At 64.9% G+C, this 19112-nt stretch carries 18 protein-coding genes; 11 read left to right on the top strand and 7 right to left on the bottom strand.

The genetic code is table 11. The features are described from left to right. The first annotated feature begins 36 nt into the window (after window positions 1-36). Both H6718_29620 and H6718_29625 read left to right on the top strand, forming a co-directional pair. Window positions 37-651 carry a sigma-70 family RNA polymerase sigma factor gene (locus H6718_29620; protein ID MCB9589610.1) on the top strand — a complete coding sequence of 205 codons (615 nt, stop codon included), beginning with the start codon at window positions 37-39 and terminating at the stop codon, window positions 649-651. Further along, window positions 644-1528: a hypothetical protein gene (locus H6718_29625; protein MCB9589611.1), complete on the top strand. Its 885-nt coding sequence runs from the start codon at window positions 644-646 to the stop codon at window positions 1526-1528. Before H6718_29620 ends, H6718_29625 begins: the two co-directional genes overlap by 8 nt. A gap of 27 nt (window positions 1529-1555) precedes the next feature. Here H6718_29625 and H6718_29630 read toward each other — a convergent pair whose 3' ends face one another. Next, window positions 1556-2662, bottom strand: coding sequence for a hypothetical protein (locus H6718_29630; GenBank protein MCB9589612.1), 1107 nt, complete (start codon window positions 2660-2662; stop codon window positions 1556-1558). A gap of 596 nt (window positions 2663-3258) precedes the next feature. Here H6718_29630 and H6718_29635 point away from each other — a divergent pair. The 3 genes from H6718_29635 to H6718_29645 all read left to right on the top strand — a co-directional run bounded on the left by H6718_29635 (window position 3259) and on the right by H6718_29645 (window position 6178). Further along, window positions 3259-4125 (top strand): hypothetical protein, encoded by an 867-nt coding sequence (locus H6718_29635; protein ID MCB9589613.1) that lies wholly within the window; start codon window positions 3259-3261, stop codon window positions 4123-4125. 28 nt (window positions 4126-4153) lie between these two features. Continuing rightward, entirely contained in the window at window positions 4154-5053 is a 900-nt protein-coding gene (locus H6718_29640) for a LysR family transcriptional regulator (protein ID MCB9589614.1), read from the top strand. 174 nt (window positions 5054-5227) lie between these two features. Continuing rightward, the gene (locus H6718_29645; GenBank protein MCB9589615.1) at window positions 5228-6178 is read left to right on the top strand and encodes an MBL fold metallo-hydrolase; all 951 of its coding nucleotides are present in this window, start codon (window positions 5228-5230) and stop codon (window positions 6176-6178) included. A 25-nt stretch (window positions 6179-6203) separates the two neighbouring features. Here the strand turns inward: H6718_29645 and H6718_29650 are convergent, their stop codons facing one another. The 3 genes from H6718_29650 to H6718_29660 form a co-directional block, all read right to left on the bottom strand. Continuing rightward, window positions 6204-6806 (bottom strand): hypothetical protein, encoded by a 603-nt coding sequence (locus H6718_29650; GenBank protein MCB9589616.1) that lies wholly within the window; start codon window positions 6804-6806, stop codon window positions 6204-6206. A gap of 39 nt (window positions 6807-6845) precedes the next feature. Next, a complete protein-coding gene (locus tag H6718_29655; protein MCB9589617.1) occupies window positions 6846-8030 on the bottom strand; it encodes a hypothetical protein in 1185 nt (394 codons plus the stop codon). 184 nt (window positions 8031-8214) lie between these two features. After that, window positions 8215-9210: a hypothetical protein gene (locus tag H6718_29660; GenBank protein ID MCB9589618.1), complete on the bottom strand. Its 996-nt coding sequence runs from the start codon at window positions 9208-9210 to the stop codon at window positions 8215-8217. Between the two features lie 95 nt (window positions 9211-9305). Here H6718_29660 and H6718_29665 point away from each other — a divergent pair, with 95 nt between their 5' ends. From H6718_29665 to H6718_29685, 5 genes are all read left to right on the top strand, one after another. Beyond that, window positions 9306-9890: a hypothetical protein gene (locus H6718_29665; GenBank protein ID MCB9589619.1), complete on the top strand. Its 585-nt coding sequence runs from the start codon at window positions 9306-9308 to the stop codon at window positions 9888-9890. A gap of 234 nt (window positions 9891-10124) precedes the next feature. Next, window positions 10125-11633 (top strand): tyrosinase family protein, encoded by a 1509-nt coding sequence (locus tag H6718_29670; protein MCB9589620.1) that lies wholly within the window; start codon window positions 10125-10127, stop codon window positions 11631-11633. Between the two features lie 91 nt (window positions 11634-11724). Continuing rightward, window positions 11725-12069 carry a hypothetical protein gene (locus H6718_29675; protein MCB9589621.1) on the top strand — a complete coding sequence of 115 codons (345 nt, stop codon included), beginning with the start codon at window positions 11725-11727 and terminating at the stop codon, window positions 12067-12069. A gap of 84 nt (window positions 12070-12153) precedes the next feature. Then, complete coding sequence (locus H6718_29680; protein MCB9589622.1) at window positions 12154-13605, top strand: VWA domain-containing protein; 1452 nt, start codon at window positions 12154-12156, stop codon at window positions 13603-13605. A gap of 188 nt (window positions 13606-13793) precedes the next feature. Next, a complete protein-coding gene (locus H6718_29685) occupies window positions 13794-15044 on the top strand; it encodes an OmpA family protein (GenBank protein ID MCB9589623.1) in 1251 nt (416 codons plus the stop codon). Here H6718_29685 and H6718_29690 read toward each other — a convergent pair. Genes H6718_29690 through H6718_29700 form a run of 3 tightly spaced genes read right to left on the bottom strand, consistent with a single transcriptional unit; the run spans window position 15011 to window position 18917 of the window. Beyond that, the gene (locus H6718_29690; protein ID MCB9589624.1) at window positions 15011-16381 is read right to left on the bottom strand and encodes a sodium:proton exchanger; all 1371 of its coding nucleotides are present in this window, start codon (window positions 16379-16381) and stop codon (window positions 15011-15013) included. The genes H6718_29685 and H6718_29690 overlap by 34 nt on opposite strands. Continuing rightward, window positions 16378-17604 (bottom strand): potassium transporter Kef, encoded by a 1227-nt coding sequence (locus H6718_29695; protein MCB9589625.1) that lies wholly within the window; start codon window positions 17602-17604, stop codon window positions 16378-16380. Before H6718_29695 ends, H6718_29690 begins: the two co-directional genes overlap by 4 nt. Then, window positions 17601-18917 (bottom strand): mechanosensitive ion channel family protein, encoded by a 1317-nt coding sequence (locus H6718_29700; GenBank protein MCB9589626.1) that lies wholly within the window; start codon window positions 18915-18917, stop codon window positions 17601-17603. Before H6718_29700 ends, H6718_29695 begins: the two co-directional genes overlap by 4 nt. On the opposite strand from H6718_29700, the gene H6718_29705 reads away from it, so the two are divergent. Next, complete coding sequence (locus H6718_29705) at window positions 18916-19086, top strand: hypothetical protein (GenBank protein ID MCB9589627.1); 171 nt, start codon at window positions 18916-18918, stop codon at window positions 19084-19086. The genes H6718_29700 and H6718_29705 overlap by 2 nt on opposite strands. The last annotated feature ends 26 nt before the right edge of the window (window positions 19087-19112 follow it).

A 19112-nucleotide genomic window follows, 5' to 3' on the forward strand; every position in this document is an offset into this window, starting at 1 on the left:
ATCCCTGCCGGGCGGTCCTCGCCGCAGGTCGATCCAATGACAGAAAGCCGTGATTTCCAACGCTTCTACCAGGAGCACGTCGCGTTCGCGTGGCGCTCGCTGGTGCGCTTGGGAGTCCCAGATGCTGACCTTCCCGACTTGCTCCAGGAGGCGTTTCTGGTCGCGTACCGGCGCTTGCCCGAGTTTGCGGGACGCTCGAAGGAGAGCACCTGGCTGTTTGGGATCTGCTTCAACGTCGCCCGCAACCACCGCCGTCACTTGGCGCGGCGGGAGTCCGTCGGGGAGGGCCAGGACGTCGCTGACAGCCCTGGTAGTCACGACGGGCGCCGCGCTCAGAGCCGGCGCGACAAGCTGAGCTTGGTGTCTCGGATCCTCGGTCGGCTGCCAGAGGAGCAGTCATTGGTGTTCTCCCTGTTCGAGATCGAAGGCTTCTCCGGAGAGGAGATCGCTCAGCTGCTCGACCTGCCGGTTGGCACGGTGCGCTCGCGTCTGCGGCTCGCGCGGGCTGCTTTTCGTGCGGAGCTGGGCCTGAGCGATCCTGATACGCCAGCGACGGGGGTCCCCGCTCCCATGCGAAATCCCGCCGTGGTCGAAGGCAGCGACCAAGCACTGCCGACGAGTGCGCTCGCAAAGGAGACGAACGATGTCTGACCCGCGGCGCTGGACTGATCCCGAGAGTGAGGCCACGACGCTCGAACGCGTGCTGATCCAAGGTGAGGCGATCAGCGGTCCAAGCGAGCAGGTGGTGAGCGGCGTTTGGACGAAGCTCTCCGCATCGCTGCCTGTGGCCGGCGTGGTTGGCGGCAGCGCAGCTGGAGGCGGCAGCGCGGCAGGAGGCGGCAGCGCAGCTGGAGGCGGCAGCGCGGCTGGAGGCGGCAGCGCGGCTGGAGGCGGCAGCGCAGCAGCGGTGAAGGCTGCACACCTCGGCGCGACTGCGAAGGTCGTGACCAGTGGTTCGGCGGGCATAGGCCTCGCAGCGCTGGCGAAGCCGCTCATCTTGGGGATCGCGTTGGGGGCAGGCAGTGTGGTGGTGAGCCATGAGGTCAAGCAAGTGACCGAGGAACGCCCGCCTGCGGTCGCTCCGGCTGATTCCGTGCGGCAAATCGTTCCGAGCAAGACCCAACCGCGACCCGCGGAGCGCCCTGGCGCGACGTCGAAACCAATCGAAGCGACGCCCGAAGCATCACCGACGAAGAAGCGGAGCAGCGCAGCTGCAGGCGGCGCAGGCCCGACTCCAGAGGCGACCACGCCGAAGGAGCCCGAGAGCCGAGCCAGCCGCTTGGCAGCGGAGCGCAAGCACCTCGTCGAGGCTCGCGGGCTATTACGAGCCGGTCGTGCAGCGGACTGCTTGGCGCTGCTGGACTCGAGCGCCGGTGTTGGACTCCTGGGGCAGGAGCGGCTCGTGATCCGCGTGGATGCGCTGATTATGCTGGGCCGCAAAGAGGAAGCGCGGCAGCTGGCTCAAGGACTGATCGTGAAGCATCCGGAGAGCCCATACGCTTCCTACTTGGCGCGCGTAACACGCTGACGCGGCTTTCTCTCCCCCAAAAAGAGATCAGCTCAACCCGAGCTCTCGGCTCAACACGCGGGTGACGACACGGTCACGGACGGAGTCGCGCCCGAGTAGCTCGCGCAGGCGATCCATTGCTTCGTCGCGCAGATCCGCTGCGTTCGCCGCGACCCGGGTCGCATTGTAAGCGTTCCAGATCTCGGTGTTCGTGATCTCGAAGTGCGGTGCCTCGAGCATCCACTTGAGCGCGGCGAGGCCGGCCTCCATGGCGAACCATGGTTGCCTGTCCGCGTAGTCGTGAGCTGCTCTAAGGAGCGTGCGCACATCGGCCTGGCTTTTCTGCACCAGGTCGATCGCCTCTTGGAACAGCTCGGCGTCCTTTGCAGCGGCGAACCACTTTCCGGGTTCGTCGGGAGTCGTCGCGACCAAGTCTGCCAGGATGCCCTGAGGCCTTCTTCCTGGATACTTCTTTCTTACCACGCGGAACCAAGCAACGTAGGTCGAGGCCTCGCCCGCCCGCAGCGCGAAGCGGCTATAGGCTTCATCTCGGCGGCCGGCGTCGATCAACACCTTTTCGCAGGCTTGAGCCACCGCCGTGGGGTTCGTCACCGCCCCGTGGGTTTCGGCATAGCCGACGGCGGCGTCGGGGTCGCCACCAGCGGCGAGGGCGGCCACCCCAAGCAGGCGTTCTTCCCAGCTCGGGGAGGGCAGCTCATCGAGGGCTTCCAGGAGCTCCGCGTAGCGCTCGGCGGGGAGCAAGCAACGCAGGTACGCCGCGACGAGGTGGCTCGGCTCCCACTTGCCGTCCAGCTCCTTGCGGATACGATCGGCCCACGTCAAGGCGCTGGGTTTGGTTAGGCAGAAGCGACCCCACTGGAGCCCGAGCGCGGCCAGGCGCTCCGGGTTCTTGGTGAGCGCGCGATACAGGCGCTCTTGCCACTCCGCGAGTTCATCGCGAGATGGCTTGGAGCGCTTGAGCACCTGCGGCAACCAGCTCGCGATGCTCGCCAGCACTTCGTCGTACTCGCTGCCTTTGGTTCCGAGCCGCTCGAGCAATCCCAAGCAGCCCATGAACGCCAGCTTCGGCTCCTTGCGTGCTGCTTGCTTCAGTTCACTGAGTGCAGCTTTGACTTGTTGCGGGGTGGCGGCCATCGCGACGGTTGAATCCGGGCTCCTCGAGGAGCGGACAGACCACCACTACACCAGGACGTTCAGACTGTCTCGACGCGGCGAAACGCCCCGATTTACAAGCTGCGAGAGCAATCGGACGCCCTAAAATCCCGCCATGTCGCCGATATCTGTATGACTCGTTCGTTCAGCGCCTGTTCAGGTACGGCCTGAAAATCACTCTTCTCATGGTCGGCGCGGGCATCAGCAGGCAGCAGGGACACACCATTCATAACCGTCTGATGTCTGTTTTTTCGTGGGGGAAGGAGTGCGCGGGCATGTTCGCTGGTGGAACTGGGTTCTACTTTCACGTGGGAGCGCGTACGTTGGCGAGCAGCCCGAAACCTTGCGGAAAGATCGCGTCCAGCTTGAGACAGAGCGGGACACGCATGAGCATCTCGAGGACGATATATATGCCGACACGGTTAAGAGCTGTTTCGATCCAGCAAGCCGACGATGGCTCGCCTACTAGAGTAGAGTCGCCTCGCAGCGCGTAGCACATGTCATGCTTCTCGAATCATCCCACCCTCTCACCCTCGCGGGGCGCTTAGCTTCGTGGCATTCCGTGGAGGCCTCCCAGCGTGTCGAACTTTAATTCTACGCGGAAAACTCCTGAGCCTGAAGCCCCCACGGGGGATCCGGCGTTTGATGAGATCACCGCCGATGACACCATCCCCGCTGGGTTTGCACCCGGAGTGGCCATTAGCGGTCCACCCTCGAGCGGCGTCGCACCGGCGAGCTGCATGCCCCCGAGCTCCGGAGTCAACCGCTCTGGAGTGCCTCGTGCGCCCTACCAGCGGGATCCCTACGCGCGCACGTCGAGCGGCTTGCGCGTCCGCGTCGACACACCGCCCTTGGGGGGCGCGCCGTGGTTCGCTGGCTTGGATGGCCTCGCGAAGCAGAGTGACGGCAGCGAGCGCGCGCGCCGGATGTTGCGCGAGGAGCTGGCGACGCGCCTCGGGCTGGGGATCGGTAGTCCGGAGCGCGACCGCCTGCTCCGCGTCTCCTCCGGCGGGCTCAATGTGTCCCCCACGCCATTGCCGGGAGCGGAAGGCAACCTCGAGTGGCTCCTGGTGTGTTTGCTGAGCCAAGACAGCTGTGAGATTGCCCTCGAACGCGTGTGCGATGTCCCTCCTGCAATTCAGGTGGCCCTCGGCGTACTGGGCGGGCGCGCAATCCACGGTTCGAGTGCAAGCGACGACCAGCCACTGCTGAACCCCAGCGAGCGCGTCTACGCAGGGCGGCTCAACGCCTGGCTCGGACTGTACGGGCGCCCTGATCAATTGGACGACCACGCGCCGGAGTCAGCCAGCGCAGAGACCCTGATCCAGCTCCGCGAGCTAGCGGGTGAGCAGGCGAAGCGGCGACGCATCACGAGCTGCCTCGATTTCATCGGCAACGTGGCGGGCCTGCATATCGACCGCGCCGTCAGCCTGCGTATCGAATGAACCATGAATCGGGTTACGCTGTAGCCCGATGTCCAAGAGCCGCCGTCCGGACAGTGAACACACGGAGCATCTGGCGAAGGCGGCGACCTTTGTGGCGGTCGTGCGCGCAGGATCACTCGCCGCGGCTGCCAAACAGCTTTCCGTCGGGAAAAGTACGCTGAGTGAGCAACTCACCGCTCTGGAAGATGCGCTGGGCGCGCGATTGCTCGAGCGTACGAGCCGTGGTCTGGTCCTCACTCAGGAGGGACAAGTCTTCTTCGAAGGTGCGTTGAAGAGCCTGTCGGCTTGGGAAGAGGCGTGGTCCCTCGCGGGGCAGCATCAGAAGCGCGTCGCGGGGACGCTGCGCGTCGCGGCGCCGGTCGGCTTCGAGCAGTTTCTTGCGGGCGTGGTGAAGGTTCTATGCAAAGAGCACCCTGAGCTCGGCTACGATCTCAGCTTCGACGATCGACCGCTGGACCTCGTGGGTGACGGTTTCGATATCGGCCTGCGCATGGGCTCGCACCCCTCATCCAGCCTGAGCGTGAAGAAGCTCGGGGAGACTCCCGAGGTGTTCGTCTCAGCGTCGCCGTCCCCGACCACGCTGGGCGCCCTGCAGAGCGCGGATTGGGTATGCCACTCAGCCTTTCTGCACGCCTACCGCAACGTGCGCCGCGAAGGCGGCGAAGCGCTGACGCTGACCGCGCCACGGGTGCGCGGCGTAGCGAACTCCACCGAGGGCGCGCTGAGGCTGGTGGAAGTGGGACTTGGGATCGCGTTGATGCCGGAGTTGCTCGTGCGGGAGCGGATTGCCGATGGGCGCTTGCGCCGGGTGTTTCCCGACCTCGTGGGCCGAAGCATCCCGCTGGTGGCCGTCTATCCCTCCAGACGCCACCGCTCGCAGCGCGTCGAGGTCTTCACGCGCGCGGTTGTCCACGCTCTGAAACGCTGATCCTCAGCGCGTTCGCCTGGGCCGAACCCTGGGTTCGGGACTCAGCGGCTTCTGCTGCCGGCTGGCTATGGCTAGGTTTCTCTCCGTCGCCGGCCGCTGGGTGCCGGCGCTAGCAGTACCTCGGGGAAACGAGGCTGCGTAGTCGAGGCAGCTTTCGCCTCGGAGGAGTTCGTCATGAAGCTATCGAGTCTTTGCGCCGTTTCGCTATTGCCCCTGTTCGTTGCATGCTCCGGTGTGCCCTCGGCGCCTGCTACGCCGGACAGCCAGGCAGCGACTGCACCCTCCCCCCCAAAAACCGAGTCAGCCGAGGCGCCTGAGACAGCTCGCGCCCTGGAGCTCGAGGTCGTGACTTCGCCAGAGGCTGCGGGGGCGGTGAACTCCACCTTGGTGCTTGGAGAGCGCGAGGTGGTCGTCGTGGACGCGCAGTGGACGAAGAGTGGAGCGAATGCGGTAGCCGACGCCGTGGAGAAGAGTGGCCGCGAGCTGACCTACGTGTTCATCACCCATGCCCACCCGGATCACTACTTCGGCGCAGCTGTTCTCAAACAACGGTTTCCTTCGGCGCGCATCGTTGCCAGCGCGAGCACGGTAGAACACATTCAGGAGACGGCGGCTGCGAAGGCGCAAGCCCAAGCCGGTATGCTCAAGGATGAATTCCCCGGGGAACCGGTGATCCCCGAAGTGCTCGAGGGTGAGCTGAGCGTCGACGGCCAGGTGCTGCCGCTGCTCGAGGGCCTACAAGGGGACACCCACCCCATCACAGGCGTGAAGGTGCCAGGGGCCAACGCGTTGATCGCTGGAGACGTGGTGTTCTCGAATACCCATGTGTGGACCGCTGACTCGAGCCACGCGTCTCGGGTCGCTTGGATCAAGCAACTGCAAGAGCTCCAAGGAATGGGCTTCGATCGCATCATCCCGGGGCATCAGGCGTCCGGTGCGCCGCAGACCTCGGCGGCATTGAAGCAGACCGAGGGCTATCTCGAGCGCTTCGACAGCGAGGTCGCCAAGGCGAAGAAGTCAGCTCCGCTGATCGCGACGATGAAGGCAAGCTACCCGGAGCTGAAGGCTGAGCTCTTCTTGCAGCTCGGTTCCCAGGTGCAAACCGGCGAACTCAAGTGGCAGTAGCGTGCCCTAATCCTCAGGGAAAAGACTAGTTGCCCGGGCAGCTCTCGGTCGTGGCTTTCCAGCTCTGCTCCTCGAGTCGATACATCTCGCAGTGGCCATCGACGAAGAGGGACGCGCGGTCCTTGTCGATGGCCGCAGACTCTGCCTCGCCTACGTCGAATGAATCTCCGAGCGCGGTGACTTTGCGATCAATCAACTGATAGACGAACACTCGAGTGCGCTTCGAGCCGGGGCCGTTGGGCGGCGAATACTCCTCGCTCACCAGGACGATGGCGACCTGCGTCCCAGTGGCCGAGCTGCCCGTGGCGGCGCTGACGAACTTCCAAATGGTCGTGTCATGAAGTCCGCCAAAATCCTCGGAGTACTCGCGATATTCGCTGTATCCATCGCGCAAGGTGCAGAGCCCCGGGATGTAGGTGTAGTTCTTCCAGTCCACGTCCTCCAGGGAGAGGTAGCGCCGCTCTTCGTCTTCAGCAGAGCCGCCCGGTTCGCTCGCACGCGCCGGGGCTGGCGCGTCGGCTTCAGCGACTGCAGCGCTCGGAGGTGGCGATTCGGGTGCTATCGGGGCTGCCGTGGGTGGTGGGTGGCTACAGCTCGCGATGCCCAGCGCAATGACGGCCCACCTCATGATTGGAGTGTGGGCCGTGGGTCGCGCCGCCGCCAGTCGTCAGTTGCCAGCCAGATAGATGGCGTACAGCAGCGCCTTGCCGATGCGCATGGCGTGCGGGTTGTAGCAAATGTGCCCCTGGCCCGACGGTGCGTCCACGCCTTGACCGTTCGACGGACAGCCGCTGGTCGAGCGCACTGAGTTGCAGATTTCCCAGTAGCCACCGCGGGTGCACCGCGAGCCATTTCCGGGCTCCGTGCTCTCCAGGTCTTCGAGATCGAAGATCACGTCACCGGGGAACGTCTGAATCATCCAGGTGCGCGTATTCATCTTCGTCGAATTTTCCGCAGGGACATTGTAGACGAAGGGAGGAGTGACATGCAGGACGCGGACGCCGGCGGCTTTGATGTCGGCCACTGCGGATTGATAGGCAGTCTGCGCGCCAGCGGCCTTGCCTTCAACGATGTCCGCGTAGCCGAACTTCATGATGGCCACCCGCAGGTTGCCGGCGTTGTTCAGCGCGAGGCTGCGGAACTCGCTGATCTTGGCGCTGGGGTTGCCATTGCTCGTCGAGAACAGTCCGCCGTTCAGCCCCTGAGCCAGGCTCGTGCTGCCGCTTGTGCAGTACTCGAAGCGGAAGCCATTGGCCTCGACGCCGTCCTCGAGATCTTGCCCCACGGATTGATGAAGGAAGAAGCTGCGGAACCCGTTGACCTTCGCCTTCTCCGTCGAGGAGAGCGCGTCCCAAGCCGTGACGCCGTTCACGCCCACGACACCTGGCTGCGTCGAGCCACCACCTGAGCCGCCGTTGCCGGTGTTGCCCGTGCCGCCGTTGCCCGTGCCGCCCGTGCCGCCGTTGCTGGTGTTGCCCGTGCCGCCGCCACCTGCGTTGCCTGAGCCGCCGTTGCCAGCGCCGCCGCTTGCGCTACCCGCAGTGCCACCGCTAGCGGTGCTGCCGCCGTTGCCGGTGTTGCCTGAACCGCCGTTGCCGGTATTGCCTGAGCCAGCGTTGCCGGTGTTGCCTGACCCACCGTCGCCGCCGTTACCCGCGTTGCCAACGCCCGCGGTGTTGCCTGAGCCGCCAAACGCTTCGCTCCCGCCGCTACCGGTCGCGCCGTTCCCTGCGGAACTGCTTCCCGCGACACCGAACTGCCCCGCGGTGCCGGCTCCCGGAAAGTCTTCGGCGTCTCCCACCTCACCCGTACAGGCGAGTGCAGTAAGCGAGAGTACGAGCCCAGCACACATTATCCGACGCATAGCGCGGTCACTTAGCGGCAAACCTCTAGGGCTGCAACGGCGGCGCCCGAGTTTTCACCAGGGTGCCGCGCGGGCGTGATGAAGTTCACGATTCAGCCTGAACGTAGCCGAATGCGCACATTCGGCCAGCAGTTCGGGTCGTGGTCGCGCCTATCTGTACCCCGGTCCAGCGTTACTTGGCGGCTAGGTAGATCGCGTAGAGAAACGCTTTCGAGAGGCGCTGGGCGTGGGGATTGAAGCAGATGTGACCCTGTCCGGAGGGAGCGTCTACCCCCTGGGATTGGCTTGGACAGCCGCTCGTGGAGCGCACGTTGTCGCAGATTTCCCACGAGCCTCCGCGCTCACAGCGAGAGTTGTCGTCCGGGTTCGTGCTCTCCACGTCTTCGAGGTCGAAGATGATGTCGTCCTTGAACGTATTCATCATCCAGGTGCGCGTGGCCATCTTCGTGGCATTTTCCGCAGGGACATTGTACACGAACGGAGGCGTGACGTGGAGCACGCGGACGCCGGCGGCCTTGATGTCTGCCACTGCGGACTGGTAGGCGGTCTGTGCGCCTACGGCCTTGCCTTCCACGATGTCGGCGTAGCCGAATTTCATGATCGCGACCCGCAGTCCGCCAGAGGCGTTCGCAAGGGCCATGGAGCGAAACTCGGCGATCTTGCCTGCGGGGTCGCCGTTGCTGCTCGAGAACAAACCGCCATTCAGTCCCTGCGCCAGATCGGTCGCGCCGCTGGTGCAGTACTCGAAAGAAAAGCCGTTGGCTTCAGCACCGTCTTCGAGGTCTTGCCCCACGGATTGATGCAGGAAGAACGATGTGTTCGTGGTGACCTTGGCCTTCTCGCCCGCGGGCAGAGCATCCCAAGCACCCATGCCGTCCATGCCGACGACACCAGGCTGTCCCGGATTGCTTCCTCCGCTGCCTCCGTTGCCCGCGCTCGCCCCGCTGCCGCCCGCGCCGCTACCTGCTGTGCCTCCACTCGCGGCTGTGCCCCCGCTGCCCCCGTTGTCGCTTCCGCCTTGAGCGCCGGACCCGCCGTTCCCCGAGCCAGCGTTGGAAGTGCCCGCGCCGCCTCCGGTGCTTTCCGGCGAATTCGCTGGCTGATCGCTGCCACACGCGAGTGTGAGCAGCGGTGTTGCAAGGCATACAGAGAAGACAAAGCGACGCATGCTGGCGGTGTATGCTCGAATCCCAAATCGCGCAACCTTCGCGCCCGTGCGTCGCTGCGTGGACGGCCGCGGGAGCTTCCAAGTAGCCTGCTGACATGACGATTCGATACGCGGTGGGGATGGAGTTGGCGTTGCCAGCGCCGGGCGCGGAAGATCGAGCAAACGACCTCAGGTTCGTGGAGGCGTCACGGACACGCAACTGCGAGACGCTGCTCGCTTCCGTCGTGCACCAGGTCGCTCTCGTCGATGAGTACCAGCTACGCGTCATTCTTCCCTGGGACGCCCCCGTCGACTGTCCCCACGACATCACTCAGGGCGAGATGCTCTTCTTGGTGGCCGAGGCCCAAGGCGGACCATTGGCGGAAGACGCGGCGCGAGCGGTGATCGCTCAGGTCGACGCGCTCGGACGCAGCGGAGAGGTGCCGGATGCGCTTGGTGCGGTGTTCATCGGCCCGATGATGGATGCCACTCGCATGCTCATCCTCCCTCCGCACTGCACGACGCAGCTCTCCGAAGCCCCGAGCGGCGATCCCTTGAGCGGCGTTGCGTACATCTCGGCGGTGGAGATGCGGAAGCTCGTGTCAGAGCTAGGCGAACTACCCGAGGTCAAGCACCTGGCCCAGCTGCTCGACTTGGCGATCAAAGAGCATCTTGTTTTATCCGCGCGGATAGAGTGTTAGCTACTTCAAGAGGACATTGCCGCAGGGCATCAGCGACTACCTGGCGGCGCCCCGGCCACGGAGTTGTTGAACTTCGCGCGCCATACCTCCAAGCGCACCGCGCACCCGAGGCGTCCGAGTCAGGCTAGTCGAGCTGCGTGACTCCTCACCCCCAAACCTGGAGGAATCGGCTACCCTGCGCCGGTCTTCAGGGATTGAAGCTTCGAAGCCATTCGGGGCATGGGGAGAGTGAGTATGTCGGTCGCAAAGCTGAACGGGCGTAGGAAAGAGGCGGGCTTGCCGCTGATTCGGTTCGAGCTTCGGCGACTCTCCGAGGAGGACGTTCAAGATCTGCGGGACGCCTACGCCGCCGCCTACGAGATCAGCGAGATCGCCGTGGGTGATTCCCGTGGCTACACGGCGGTGGCGCGCGGCCATGGCTACGATCAAGACCTGTGTCACTCCGACGACCGTGTCTTCCTCACCTGGCACCGCGCGTACGTCTACGTGATGGAGCGCACGCTCAATTCCGCGCTGAAATGGAAGCGACGGGACGAGTCCCTCGAGCTGACGCTGCCCTTCTGGGACTGGACCAGCTTCGATGCTGGCAGGGACGCGCCGAATGGGCTGCCCAAGGTGGTGAACGACGCGACGTATGCGGATGCCCAAGGGGTGCAGGTCTCTAACCCGCTGTTCAGCGCGAAGAGTCTATATCGGGTGGCGAGCCAGAACCTGCAGGGGCAGGAGCAGTTCACCCAGCGCTTCGCGGATCGCTTTCGTGACTCCGTCGATCAGCTGAAGGACGACGTCGAGCGTTACCTCTCGAATCCCGACTATGCGCGCTTCTCCTCGGACCTGAACTTCGGTGCTCACGGCGCGATTCACGTGCGCGTGGGCGGTGCAGGCCCGACGTCACCGCTGCCCGGGCGCTCAGGCGATATGGCCTCGGTCGTTTCCGCGGCGTACGACCCGATCTTTTGGTTGCACCACTCGATGATCGACAAGATCTGGTTCGACTGGCAGCAGACCCACGGCAACTCGACGGTGCCTCAGCACGTGCTCGACACGGTGGTGTACAACGGCTTCGTCGGTCGTCAGCTGCTCGATGCCGAGCGCGAGCTGCGTTACATCTACTCGGACGAGGACGTCGAGGCGGCAGAAGAGGTGGGCGCGACGATGCCCGTCCCGGCTGCGCCGCCGGTTGCGGTAGCCGTGCCTGATGTCGTTGCGACCCCCGACGTGGTTGCTCCGCCAGATCCCGGAGGAAATGCTGCTCCTCCTCCAGCAGGCGCAGCACCGCCGCCGCCTCCCGTGGACCTGTATCCCATCTTGGACATCGGCAGCCTGAAGGGCGGGTTCCGGCGCGCGCAGCTGGACTTTCACCAGCTGCACCCCCCCAAGCGCTCGTTCGAGATCTTGGCCTTCATCAACAACCCGGATGCGACCGAGCAGACACCTTGCACGGATCCAAGCTACGCCGGGCGCTTGATGTTGTTTGGTCATGGGGACTGTCACGGTGCCCGCGGTCACTGCAACCCGCGCATGGCCGAGCGCGGCGACTACGACTTGCGGCCGGATCATCCGTTGCGCTTCAGCAAGACGAAGTTTCAAATCGACATCACTCGAGGCTTGCGTCGTGAGCTAGCCAACGCAGCCAGCCTGCCGCTCCCGGTGAAGGTCACGCTGATCACGGTAGATGCGGAGGGCAATGCGGTGCCGCAAGATTCCGTGCGGTACAAAGGGGTGTCACTCTCGACACGCTGAGGCGCGTCTGCGCGGCTCTTGGGCGGTAGCCGCTTCGAGGGACGAGTGGTAGATTCTTTGCTTCGGGTGTGTCGTGATCTTGCGAGTGCCAATGCCCAGCCACGTCCCTGCCAGAGGTGCCGATCTGCGCCTCGGGTTTCAGCGCATTCCGCCGCGCTCGTGCATCTTGCAGCCGCGGCTGGTGGACGCTCAGGGCGCGCTCATCTGCACGCTGCGGGAGTTGACGCTGTACGGCAGAGGTGAGGGATCCCAGGCGCGCGAGCGGGCCTATGTGAGCGTGCCGCTAGATCCAGCGACCTGGGCGGACCTCCCCCGCCGCGTGCATCAGCCCAAGCCCACTTGGATCGAAATCTGCGTGCTCGAGCTCGATGGGAGCGCAGTCAACGAGGCGGGATTCTTGGACTTAGTGGAAGAGCGCCTGTTCGAACGCGGATAGTCAGGCTCCGTCCCTCGACCTAGCCGTGAGTTTTTCCGCGCATCTGGAGATCCCGCTGCCAACAGCCACGTAGAAGGCTCTGATATGCGCCTGACACACCTCGTGGGATTGTCGTTCGTCTGCATGTTTTCAACCAGCGCCGGGGTGTGGGCCTTGACCCCCGCCGACGCTGTGGGGGCCGAGGGAGCCAACGTGCCGCTCACCGTCGCCGCTCCCGAGGAGGAAGCTCAGGCGGTGCCGTTGGTGTCGAAGCCCGGCACCTTGAGCTTCGAGGCCCGGCTCGGCCACCAGCAACTTCCGTCCGGCGTCGCCAACCGCTCTTTCGTGTCGGTGCAGGTCAGTGCACCTGACACCGCGCCTGGCATCGCCAAGCAGCCGCTGAACCTCGCCATCGCCATCGACCGCAGCGGTTCGATGAAAGGTGTGCGGCTGACCAACGCGGTCAACGCGGCGCGCGCGATGGTGCAGCGGCTACGCGATGGAGACGCGGTCAGCATCGTCAGCTACAACACCCAGACGGAGATCCTCGCGGATAGCACCACCATCGACGGCTCGAGTCGTGCGCGCTTGATGGACTCGCTCGATCGCATCACCGCTCAGGGGGACACCTGCATCTCCTGCGGCCTCGAGGAGTCGATGCGCCTCTTGCAGAAGCGCAGCAACATGGTCGACCGCATCTTGCTGCTGTCCGACGGTCAGCCGACGAGTGGCCTGCGTAGCGTTGCAGATTTCCGCAGCTTGGCGTCGCGCAGCGCGCGCATGGACTGTGCGATCAGCTCGATTGGCATCGACGTCGACTACAACGAGACGCTACTGATGGCCCTCGCCACCGGCACCAACGGGCGCCACCACTTCGCGGAGCAGGCGAAGGACTTGGGCCAGGTGTTCGACACCGAGCTTGCTTCCCTGCAGAGCACCGTCGCAGACGCCGCGGAGGTGGAGCTGGTGCTGGCTCCCGGCGTGCGCCTGCAAAAGATCTACGATCGCGCGTTCCGTCAGGAAGGTGACCGCGTCTTCGTTTCCCTGGGGAGCTTCGCAACGAAGGACGTGAAGACCGTGCTCGCCGAGGTCGAGGTCCCGGCAGGTGCGGATGGCACGCGTCCGATAGCCCAGGTGAACCTCGGCTACACCGATCTGATGCGAGGTGGAGCCAGCAAGACCGAGGCGGCGCTCAGCACCGCGCTCCTCACCGGGATCGCACCGAAGCTCGATCCCATCGTGGAGGCCCGCGTTGCACGCGCTGGCACCGCGGACAGCCTGACCCGCGCCAACGTGTTGTTCGGCAACGGCGACGTGGACGCTGCCAAGCGCGAGCTGCGGCGGCAAATCGACGACCTGAGTAACCGCGCCAAGGCCCCGGCTCCCAAACGCGCCAAGGCCGACATCGATCGCCAGCTGAGCGATCTGAAGGCCACTCAGACCGACTTCGAGGACGCCGAGCTGGATGCTCCCGCACCCGCCGCCGCTGCCAAGACCCGCGATGGCAAGGCCAGCCAAAAGAAGACCGGCGGTCGCGTGCTGTTGAACACCCTCTGAGCGCCTCATAACGCGACACCGGCATCGCCTGTCGTTCCTCAGCGGCACCTAGCCTAGCCTTGGTAGTCGAGCTAAAAGGGTCTCGTTTGCGGGGCTCGTGGCCGGCTTTGGGAAGGTCGCGCAGGTTTCCGCACGTAAGTGAGGATAATATGGCTTTGCGCGCGACGTCTGAGGGTTGGTTTTTGGGGGTGAGGCGAGGCGTTTTTGCTCTTGGCCTGGCTGCGGGCGCCGTGGGCTGCCAAGCCAGCGCCTCGGGAAGTTTCAACGTCGATAGCTCTGCGGACGCCAAGGCTCAGGCGGATGCCGACGCATCTCTGGATGCGCAGGCCGGGTCGGAGGAACCGAAGGTCACGCCGGTCGAGGTGGCCAGGATCGGTCGTTTCCGCAAGGTTGACGGCAAGCTGAACTACAGCGGCAACATCGAGTTCGAGTACAACAAGGCCAATCTGCGCAGTGATGAGGGCACCCAGTCCACCCTCAAGGAGCTGGTCGACTACCTGAAGAAGTACCCCGACGTGAAGCTCGAGATCGAGGGGCACACCGACTCGCGAGGTAGCGACCGCTACAATAAAGATCTCTCGGAGCGTCGCGCGGCCAGCCTGCGCAAATGGCTGATCTCGAGCGGCATCGATGAACAGCGCCTCACGAGCGTAGGTTATGGAGAGAGCAAGCCCCAGGTTCCGGAACCCGACGCCTGCCTCAACAAGACCCCGGACGACACCAGCCAGTGCGAGGAGCCGTGGCAGCGGAACCGCCGCGTGGTGTTCGCCATCACCGCCGGTGCCGAGACGATCCCCGAGGAACCAGTCGCAACCCCTGCACCTGCCCCAGCGCCAGAGCCGGAGCCGGAACCCGAGCCCACTCCAGCGCCGGAGCCGAAGCCGTCTTGTCCCACCAACTTGGTTGGCTTCCACATCAACGCGCTTGGCCCCAACTCGTTCTTCGGCGCTGAAGCGGCGTGGCAGCCCTTGTGCTGGCTCGAAGTGAGCGGCGGCCTGTACTACGGCTTTGCCAAGTTCACCGAGGATGCCGCCGGCGCCGAGGCCAAGGCGACCGCCCACAAGTTCAACATCCCGGTGAGGGGTCGCGTGTGGTTCATGGACACCCACAGCTTGATCGCTGAGCTCGGCGTGCTGGGCGCCCACTACCGCATCAATGGCCACGAAGAGAACGCACCTGGGGAGTTCGACTACGAGCGCACCAGCACGCATCTAGGCGGCTTTCTTGGGCTTGGCTATGGCTACCGCTCAGAGGCACCCTGGCGCATCGCGGCCGTGATCGGTGGCCTGGTGCAGACAGGCGACATGGACGGCTCGAGCACGACGTCCAATCTGCCCGCCGCGACGTCTCAAGCACTCAGCGCGGCCTTCGACTCGGACGGTAACGACCTGCTCGACCCGAAGCTCTACGGCGAGATCTCGTTCGGCTTGCTCTGGTGATCGGCGGGACGCGCGCCTGCGCTCTCTCCCGCCCGATCCAAAGCAAGCTTGAACAAGATCGGGCCACACACCTCGTTGATGGCGACCGTGGCGACCACGAGCGCCGCGAAACCCGCTCCGGCTTCGGGGAAAGCGCGTTGAATTACGACGGCGAGCCCCAAGGTCAAGCCCGCTTGCGATACCAGCCCTGACCAACCCCAGCGTCGGATGACGTCCGTGTCCCCCGCCCAGCGCGCCCCCACTCGACTTGCGATCCACGTGGAAACAGCGCGGCCTACCGCCAGGGTGACGGCTACCGGCCAGAGCGACGCGAGCAACGGCAAATCGAGGTGAGCGCCCGCGGTGGCGAAGAACAGTACGAAGACCACGCTGCCCGTGCGCTCTACTCCGTGCAGGAGCTTCTCCCCTTGCTCGGAGAAGTTCTCGACTACGAACCCTGCGGAAATAAATGTGAGCAAGGGATCGAGATGGATGTAGCGCAGGCCCTCCGTAAACACGAACCCCAGCAGCAGCAACACGATCAAGAGCTGCTTGTTTACCAGACGCAGGTAGGCCGCGAGGATCAAGCCCAGCGTGGTCCCCAGGGAGACGCTCCCCAGGATTTCGTGGCCGAGCGCGCTGAGCGCGTCGAGGGAAAACTCCGCTCCGGGAATGATCAACGGTCGCGCAATCAGCAGCACACCTGCCAGCATCACCACCACGACGACGTCGGAAGCCATGATGAAGGTGAGGGAGAAGCGCGCGAGCGGTCCCTTGGCCTGGGTCTGGGCGAGGATGCCGAGGCACGCCGACGGACTGCGGCTGACGCTCAGCACCGCCCACAACATGGCGAGACCGATCAGCGCCTTGACGTTGAGTGCTTTTGCGAATGGCAGGTAGCGCGAGCAGGCGAGGAACACACCCGTCATGAGGGTGAAGACGACCAGGCTCTGCGCCAACGTCGCGAACCCCACGCTGCGGGCTGTGCTACGCAGGAGTGACGTCTTGAGCTCGGCGCCACCGGCAAGTGCGATCAGCGCCAAGGCCAAGGTATTGACCGGGCTCAGGCGCTCCACGGTGTGATGGTCGACCAAGTGCAACACATGGGGGCCGACCAACACGCCGACCGCCAGGTACCCAGAGAGGTGCGGTAGGCCCAGCGGCTCGAGCAACTCTGAGAGCAGCAAGCCACCGATCACCAAGAGGCCAATCGCCGCGATGGTCGCGGCGCCGGGATCGATCTGGTGGGATGCATAGCGACTCGAGGCGTAGGCGACGCCGAGCATCGTCGCCAGGCCCACGAGTTGCGCTAGTCGCGCGAGGCCGGAAGGCTTGAGCGCGGCCGTATGGGCACTCACGGCAGCTGTGCTCCGGGTGTGAGGGGAGCCGCACTGCCCTGGGAGTCATCGCTGATCTCGCCCTTTTTTCGCAGGCTGCGCTTGAGCGCCGTGGTTCCGATCAGCTCACCGACGAAGGAACTCAGTACACAGGCCGTGAGTACCGCGCCACCTATATCCGCCGGGAATCGGATGTAGACCAGGAGTCCCACGCACACTGACATCGCGCCTGCAGGTGTCGTGGCGAGCCCAAGGCTGGCTCCGCTCCCACGCGCCTCCTTGCGTAGCGTGAGCAAGGCGCCTCCAATCCCTCTGCTTGCGAGCCGCGCGAAGAGGGCCGCGCCGACCAGGAGCCAGATGTGACCTGACAACCTGAGGTCGATCAGCGCGCCGGCGAGGAGCAACAGGGGTGGGAGGACCAATCGCTCGGAGTCCCCCATCATCGCCCTCAGCTCGACACCTCGTCTCGAGACGTTCGCCAGGGCCACCCCGAAGGCGAACATCAGCGTCAGCGGCGAAAGCTGCAAGTGAGTCGAGATCCCAATACCAAGCAGAGCGGCACCCAAGATCAAGCCCCAGGTTTCATCCGTGCGGAGATGCCGACCCATCAGCGTGGCGGTGACCGTGCCGAGTCCCGCGCCTGCGCCGATGGTGATGCCCAGTTGCGTCCAGAGGCTCCAGCCTGGGCTACTCGGGGCGAAGCACAGCAAGATCGCCGTCCCCACGATTGGAAACAGATCATCCGCGTCAGCGACGTCCGAGAGCAAGTCCGTGAGCGGACCGCTGGCGTTGTGGCGCTCGCTGACCATGCGCACCGCGTGGCGGGTCGTTTCCGAAAGGCAAATGGCCTGACCGAGCGCCAGCGGCAGGAGGGTTGACAAGCTCTGATGCAAGACCCGAACACCAACCCACATCACCGCCGCGAACGCGGCGCCGCTCGAAAGCACACCGAGCGCCACCCCGATCAGCGCAGAGCCGGTAACGATGCGCCGCTCTCCTACGACCCCGTAGTCCACGCCCACGACCACGCAGAGCCAACCCAAGGCGGCGAGCATGAGCGGCTGAAAGGTGAGCACGCTCTCGCGAGGCACGGCGCTCAGGAAGTGCGGCCCCAGCACGACTCCGAGGAGCAAGTACTCGGCGCCCGAGGGCAAGCCATAGCCTCGCGCCTTGCCCGAGCCGAGGAGCATGCTGCCCGCGTAGGCGAACAACAGCAAGCCGAGCAACAGCCACACGCCAGTCACGGCCGAAGCTCCTTGAAGTCGATCTTTGCTTCTTCCAGCGCGTGGGCGACGCGCTCCAAATGGAGAGCTTTTCCGGCTGAATCCAAGCCGTTGAAGGTCAGGACGTAGACGGTGCTGTGCTCCGAGACTTCCTGGACGCTCGCGCTAGTATCCGGGTGGATTTGTTGGGCGACGTGGGTGAGTAGACTAACGCCTTCCGTGGTTGGCGTGGCACGAGGCAAGGTGACCCTCAGCGTCGCCGGACTCGCTGCGAGACGCCGAATCGGGCGTGTCAGAGTCAACAGGTGAGGGACGCGAACCGTTGTGTCGGCGTTCGTTGCGACATCGAGGTCTAGCAGCCCGAGTCGGGTGATCCGCCCGGCAACCCCGTCAGTTTCCACCAGCTCTCCGAGCTTGAGGCGTCGCCCAAACACGGTCACGCTGCCGACGAGTGCGGTCGCAAGCAACGGCACGGCCGCCAAGCCGATCGAAACCAGGAGCACCGTGCCCGAGCGTGCGAGCGCACCCTCGGAGTCGCCAGTGATCACCGGAGCCGCAAACACCAGCGTGGCGATCACCAGGCCGCCGCGCACCATCAGGCCGACGGGGCGAGCGAAGTCTCGCGGTAGCCACGCAACGTGGCTCTCTCCTCGACTCACGTTGTCGAAGAAGAGACCCACGAAGCGCAGCGTCAACGCCACGGCCAGCAGCGCCGTCAACGCGACGACGAACAGTGGAAGCGACGCGACGAGGCGCGCCATCAGCTCGGAAAGCGGGGTGAGCAGCACACCCGTGAGGCGCTTGGTGTACCCACGAGTGGACTCGAACAGCGACAAGCTGACGACCACCCACAAGTAGAGCAAGCCCCCTTGGCCGACTCGCCGCAGGACGCCCAGCGAGAGTTCTAGGCTCGTGCGTAACAGTGCGGGGCCAGCGAGCTCGATGCGTTGCAGGCGCAGCGCGGGCACTCGCGACGGGTTCTCTTCGAGCCAGACGTGGCCTCGCGCCGCAAGCTCGCTCACCTTCCGCATCAGGTAGAACGCGACGAGGCCCAGAAAGACCACCAGAGAGATCGAGAACACCCCATGAGCGACATTGCTGCGCCGCTTCTCCTGGTCGAAGACCGCGCGCATGCGCGCGACTGCGGCCGCGCCGAACTCGTCTAGGTTCGAGTCCCCGGCGGCGAGCGAGTCTTCCTTGGTCAACAAGATCAGTGGTTCATCAACAAATAGGATCAGCGTCCCTTCGGGGCGAGATTCCGTACGGATATCGCTGCTGGTGTGATCCTCGAACCCCGCGTCCAAGGCCTTGCTAGCAGCTTGAGCTCGCTCCATGGCCGAACGCCCGGCGCGAGGGCGCAGTACCTTGAACACCTCCGCGCCCCTCAGGGTGATCGCCGCCGACCGACTCTGGGAGTCGGTGCGCGGTGTGCTGGCTGGCGGTGCGGAGGGAGCGCTGCTCGGGGTCTGGGCCAGCGCCAGCGCGGACGGGGCACCGATGTAGAACAGCCAAGCGAGTGCCAACGCCCA

This window comes from Polyangiaceae bacterium (genome assembly GCA_020633205.1).
GTDB lineage: Bacteria > Myxococcota_A > Polyangia > Polyangiales > Polyangiaceae > JAHBVY01.

Excerpts from the sequence above, each read along its gene's own strand:
- H6718_29620 (MCB9589610.1), top strand. The coding sequence starts at position 37 with ATGACAGAAAGCCGTGATTTCCAACGCTTCTACCAGGAGCACGTCGCG.
- H6718_29625 (MCB9589611.1), top strand. The coding sequence starts at position 644 with ATGTCTGACCCGCGGCGCTGGACTGATCCCGAGAGTGAGGCCACGACG.
- H6718_29630 (MCB9589612.1), bottom strand. The coding sequence starts at position 2,662 with ATGGCCGCCACCCCGCAACAAGTCAAAGCTGCACTCAGTGAACTGAAG.
- H6718_29640 (MCB9589614.1), top strand. The coding sequence starts at position 4,154 with ATGTCCAAGAGCCGCCGTCCGGACAGTGAACACACGGAGCATCTGGCG.
- H6718_29645 (MCB9589615.1), top strand. The coding sequence starts at position 5,228 with ATGAAGCTATCGAGTCTTTGCGCCGTTTCGCTATTGCCCCTGTTCGTT.
- H6718_29650 (MCB9589616.1), bottom strand. The coding sequence starts at position 6,806 with ATGAGGTGGGCCGTCATTGCGCTGGGCATCGCGAGCTGTAGCCACCCA.
- H6718_29655 (MCB9589617.1), bottom strand. The coding sequence starts at position 8,030 with ATGTGTGCTGGGCTCGTACTCTCGCTTACTGCACTCGCCTGTACGGGT.
- H6718_29660 (MCB9589618.1), bottom strand. The coding sequence starts at position 9,210 with ATGCGTCGCTTTGTCTTCTCTGTATGCCTTGCAACACCGCTGCTCACA.
- H6718_29665 (MCB9589619.1), top strand. The coding sequence starts at position 9,306 with ATGACGATTCGATACGCGGTGGGGATGGAGTTGGCGTTGCCAGCGCCG.
- H6718_29670 (MCB9589620.1), top strand. The coding sequence starts at position 10,125 with ATGTCGGTCGCAAAGCTGAACGGGCGTAGGAAAGAGGCGGGCTTGCCG.
- H6718_29675 (MCB9589621.1), top strand. The coding sequence starts at position 11,725 with ATGCCCAGCCACGTCCCTGCCAGAGGTGCCGATCTGCGCCTCGGGTTT.
- H6718_29680 (MCB9589622.1), top strand. The coding sequence starts at position 12,154 with ATGCGCCTGACACACCTCGTGGGATTGTCGTTCGTCTGCATGTTTTCA.
- H6718_29705 (MCB9589627.1), top strand. The coding sequence starts at position 18,916 with ATGGCCGAACGCCCGGCGCGAGGGCGCAGTACCTTGAACACCTCCGCG.
- H6718_29700 (MCB9589626.1), bottom strand. The coding sequence starts at position 18,917 with ATGGAGCGAGCTCAAGCTGCTAGCAAGGCCTTGGACGCGGGGTTCGAG.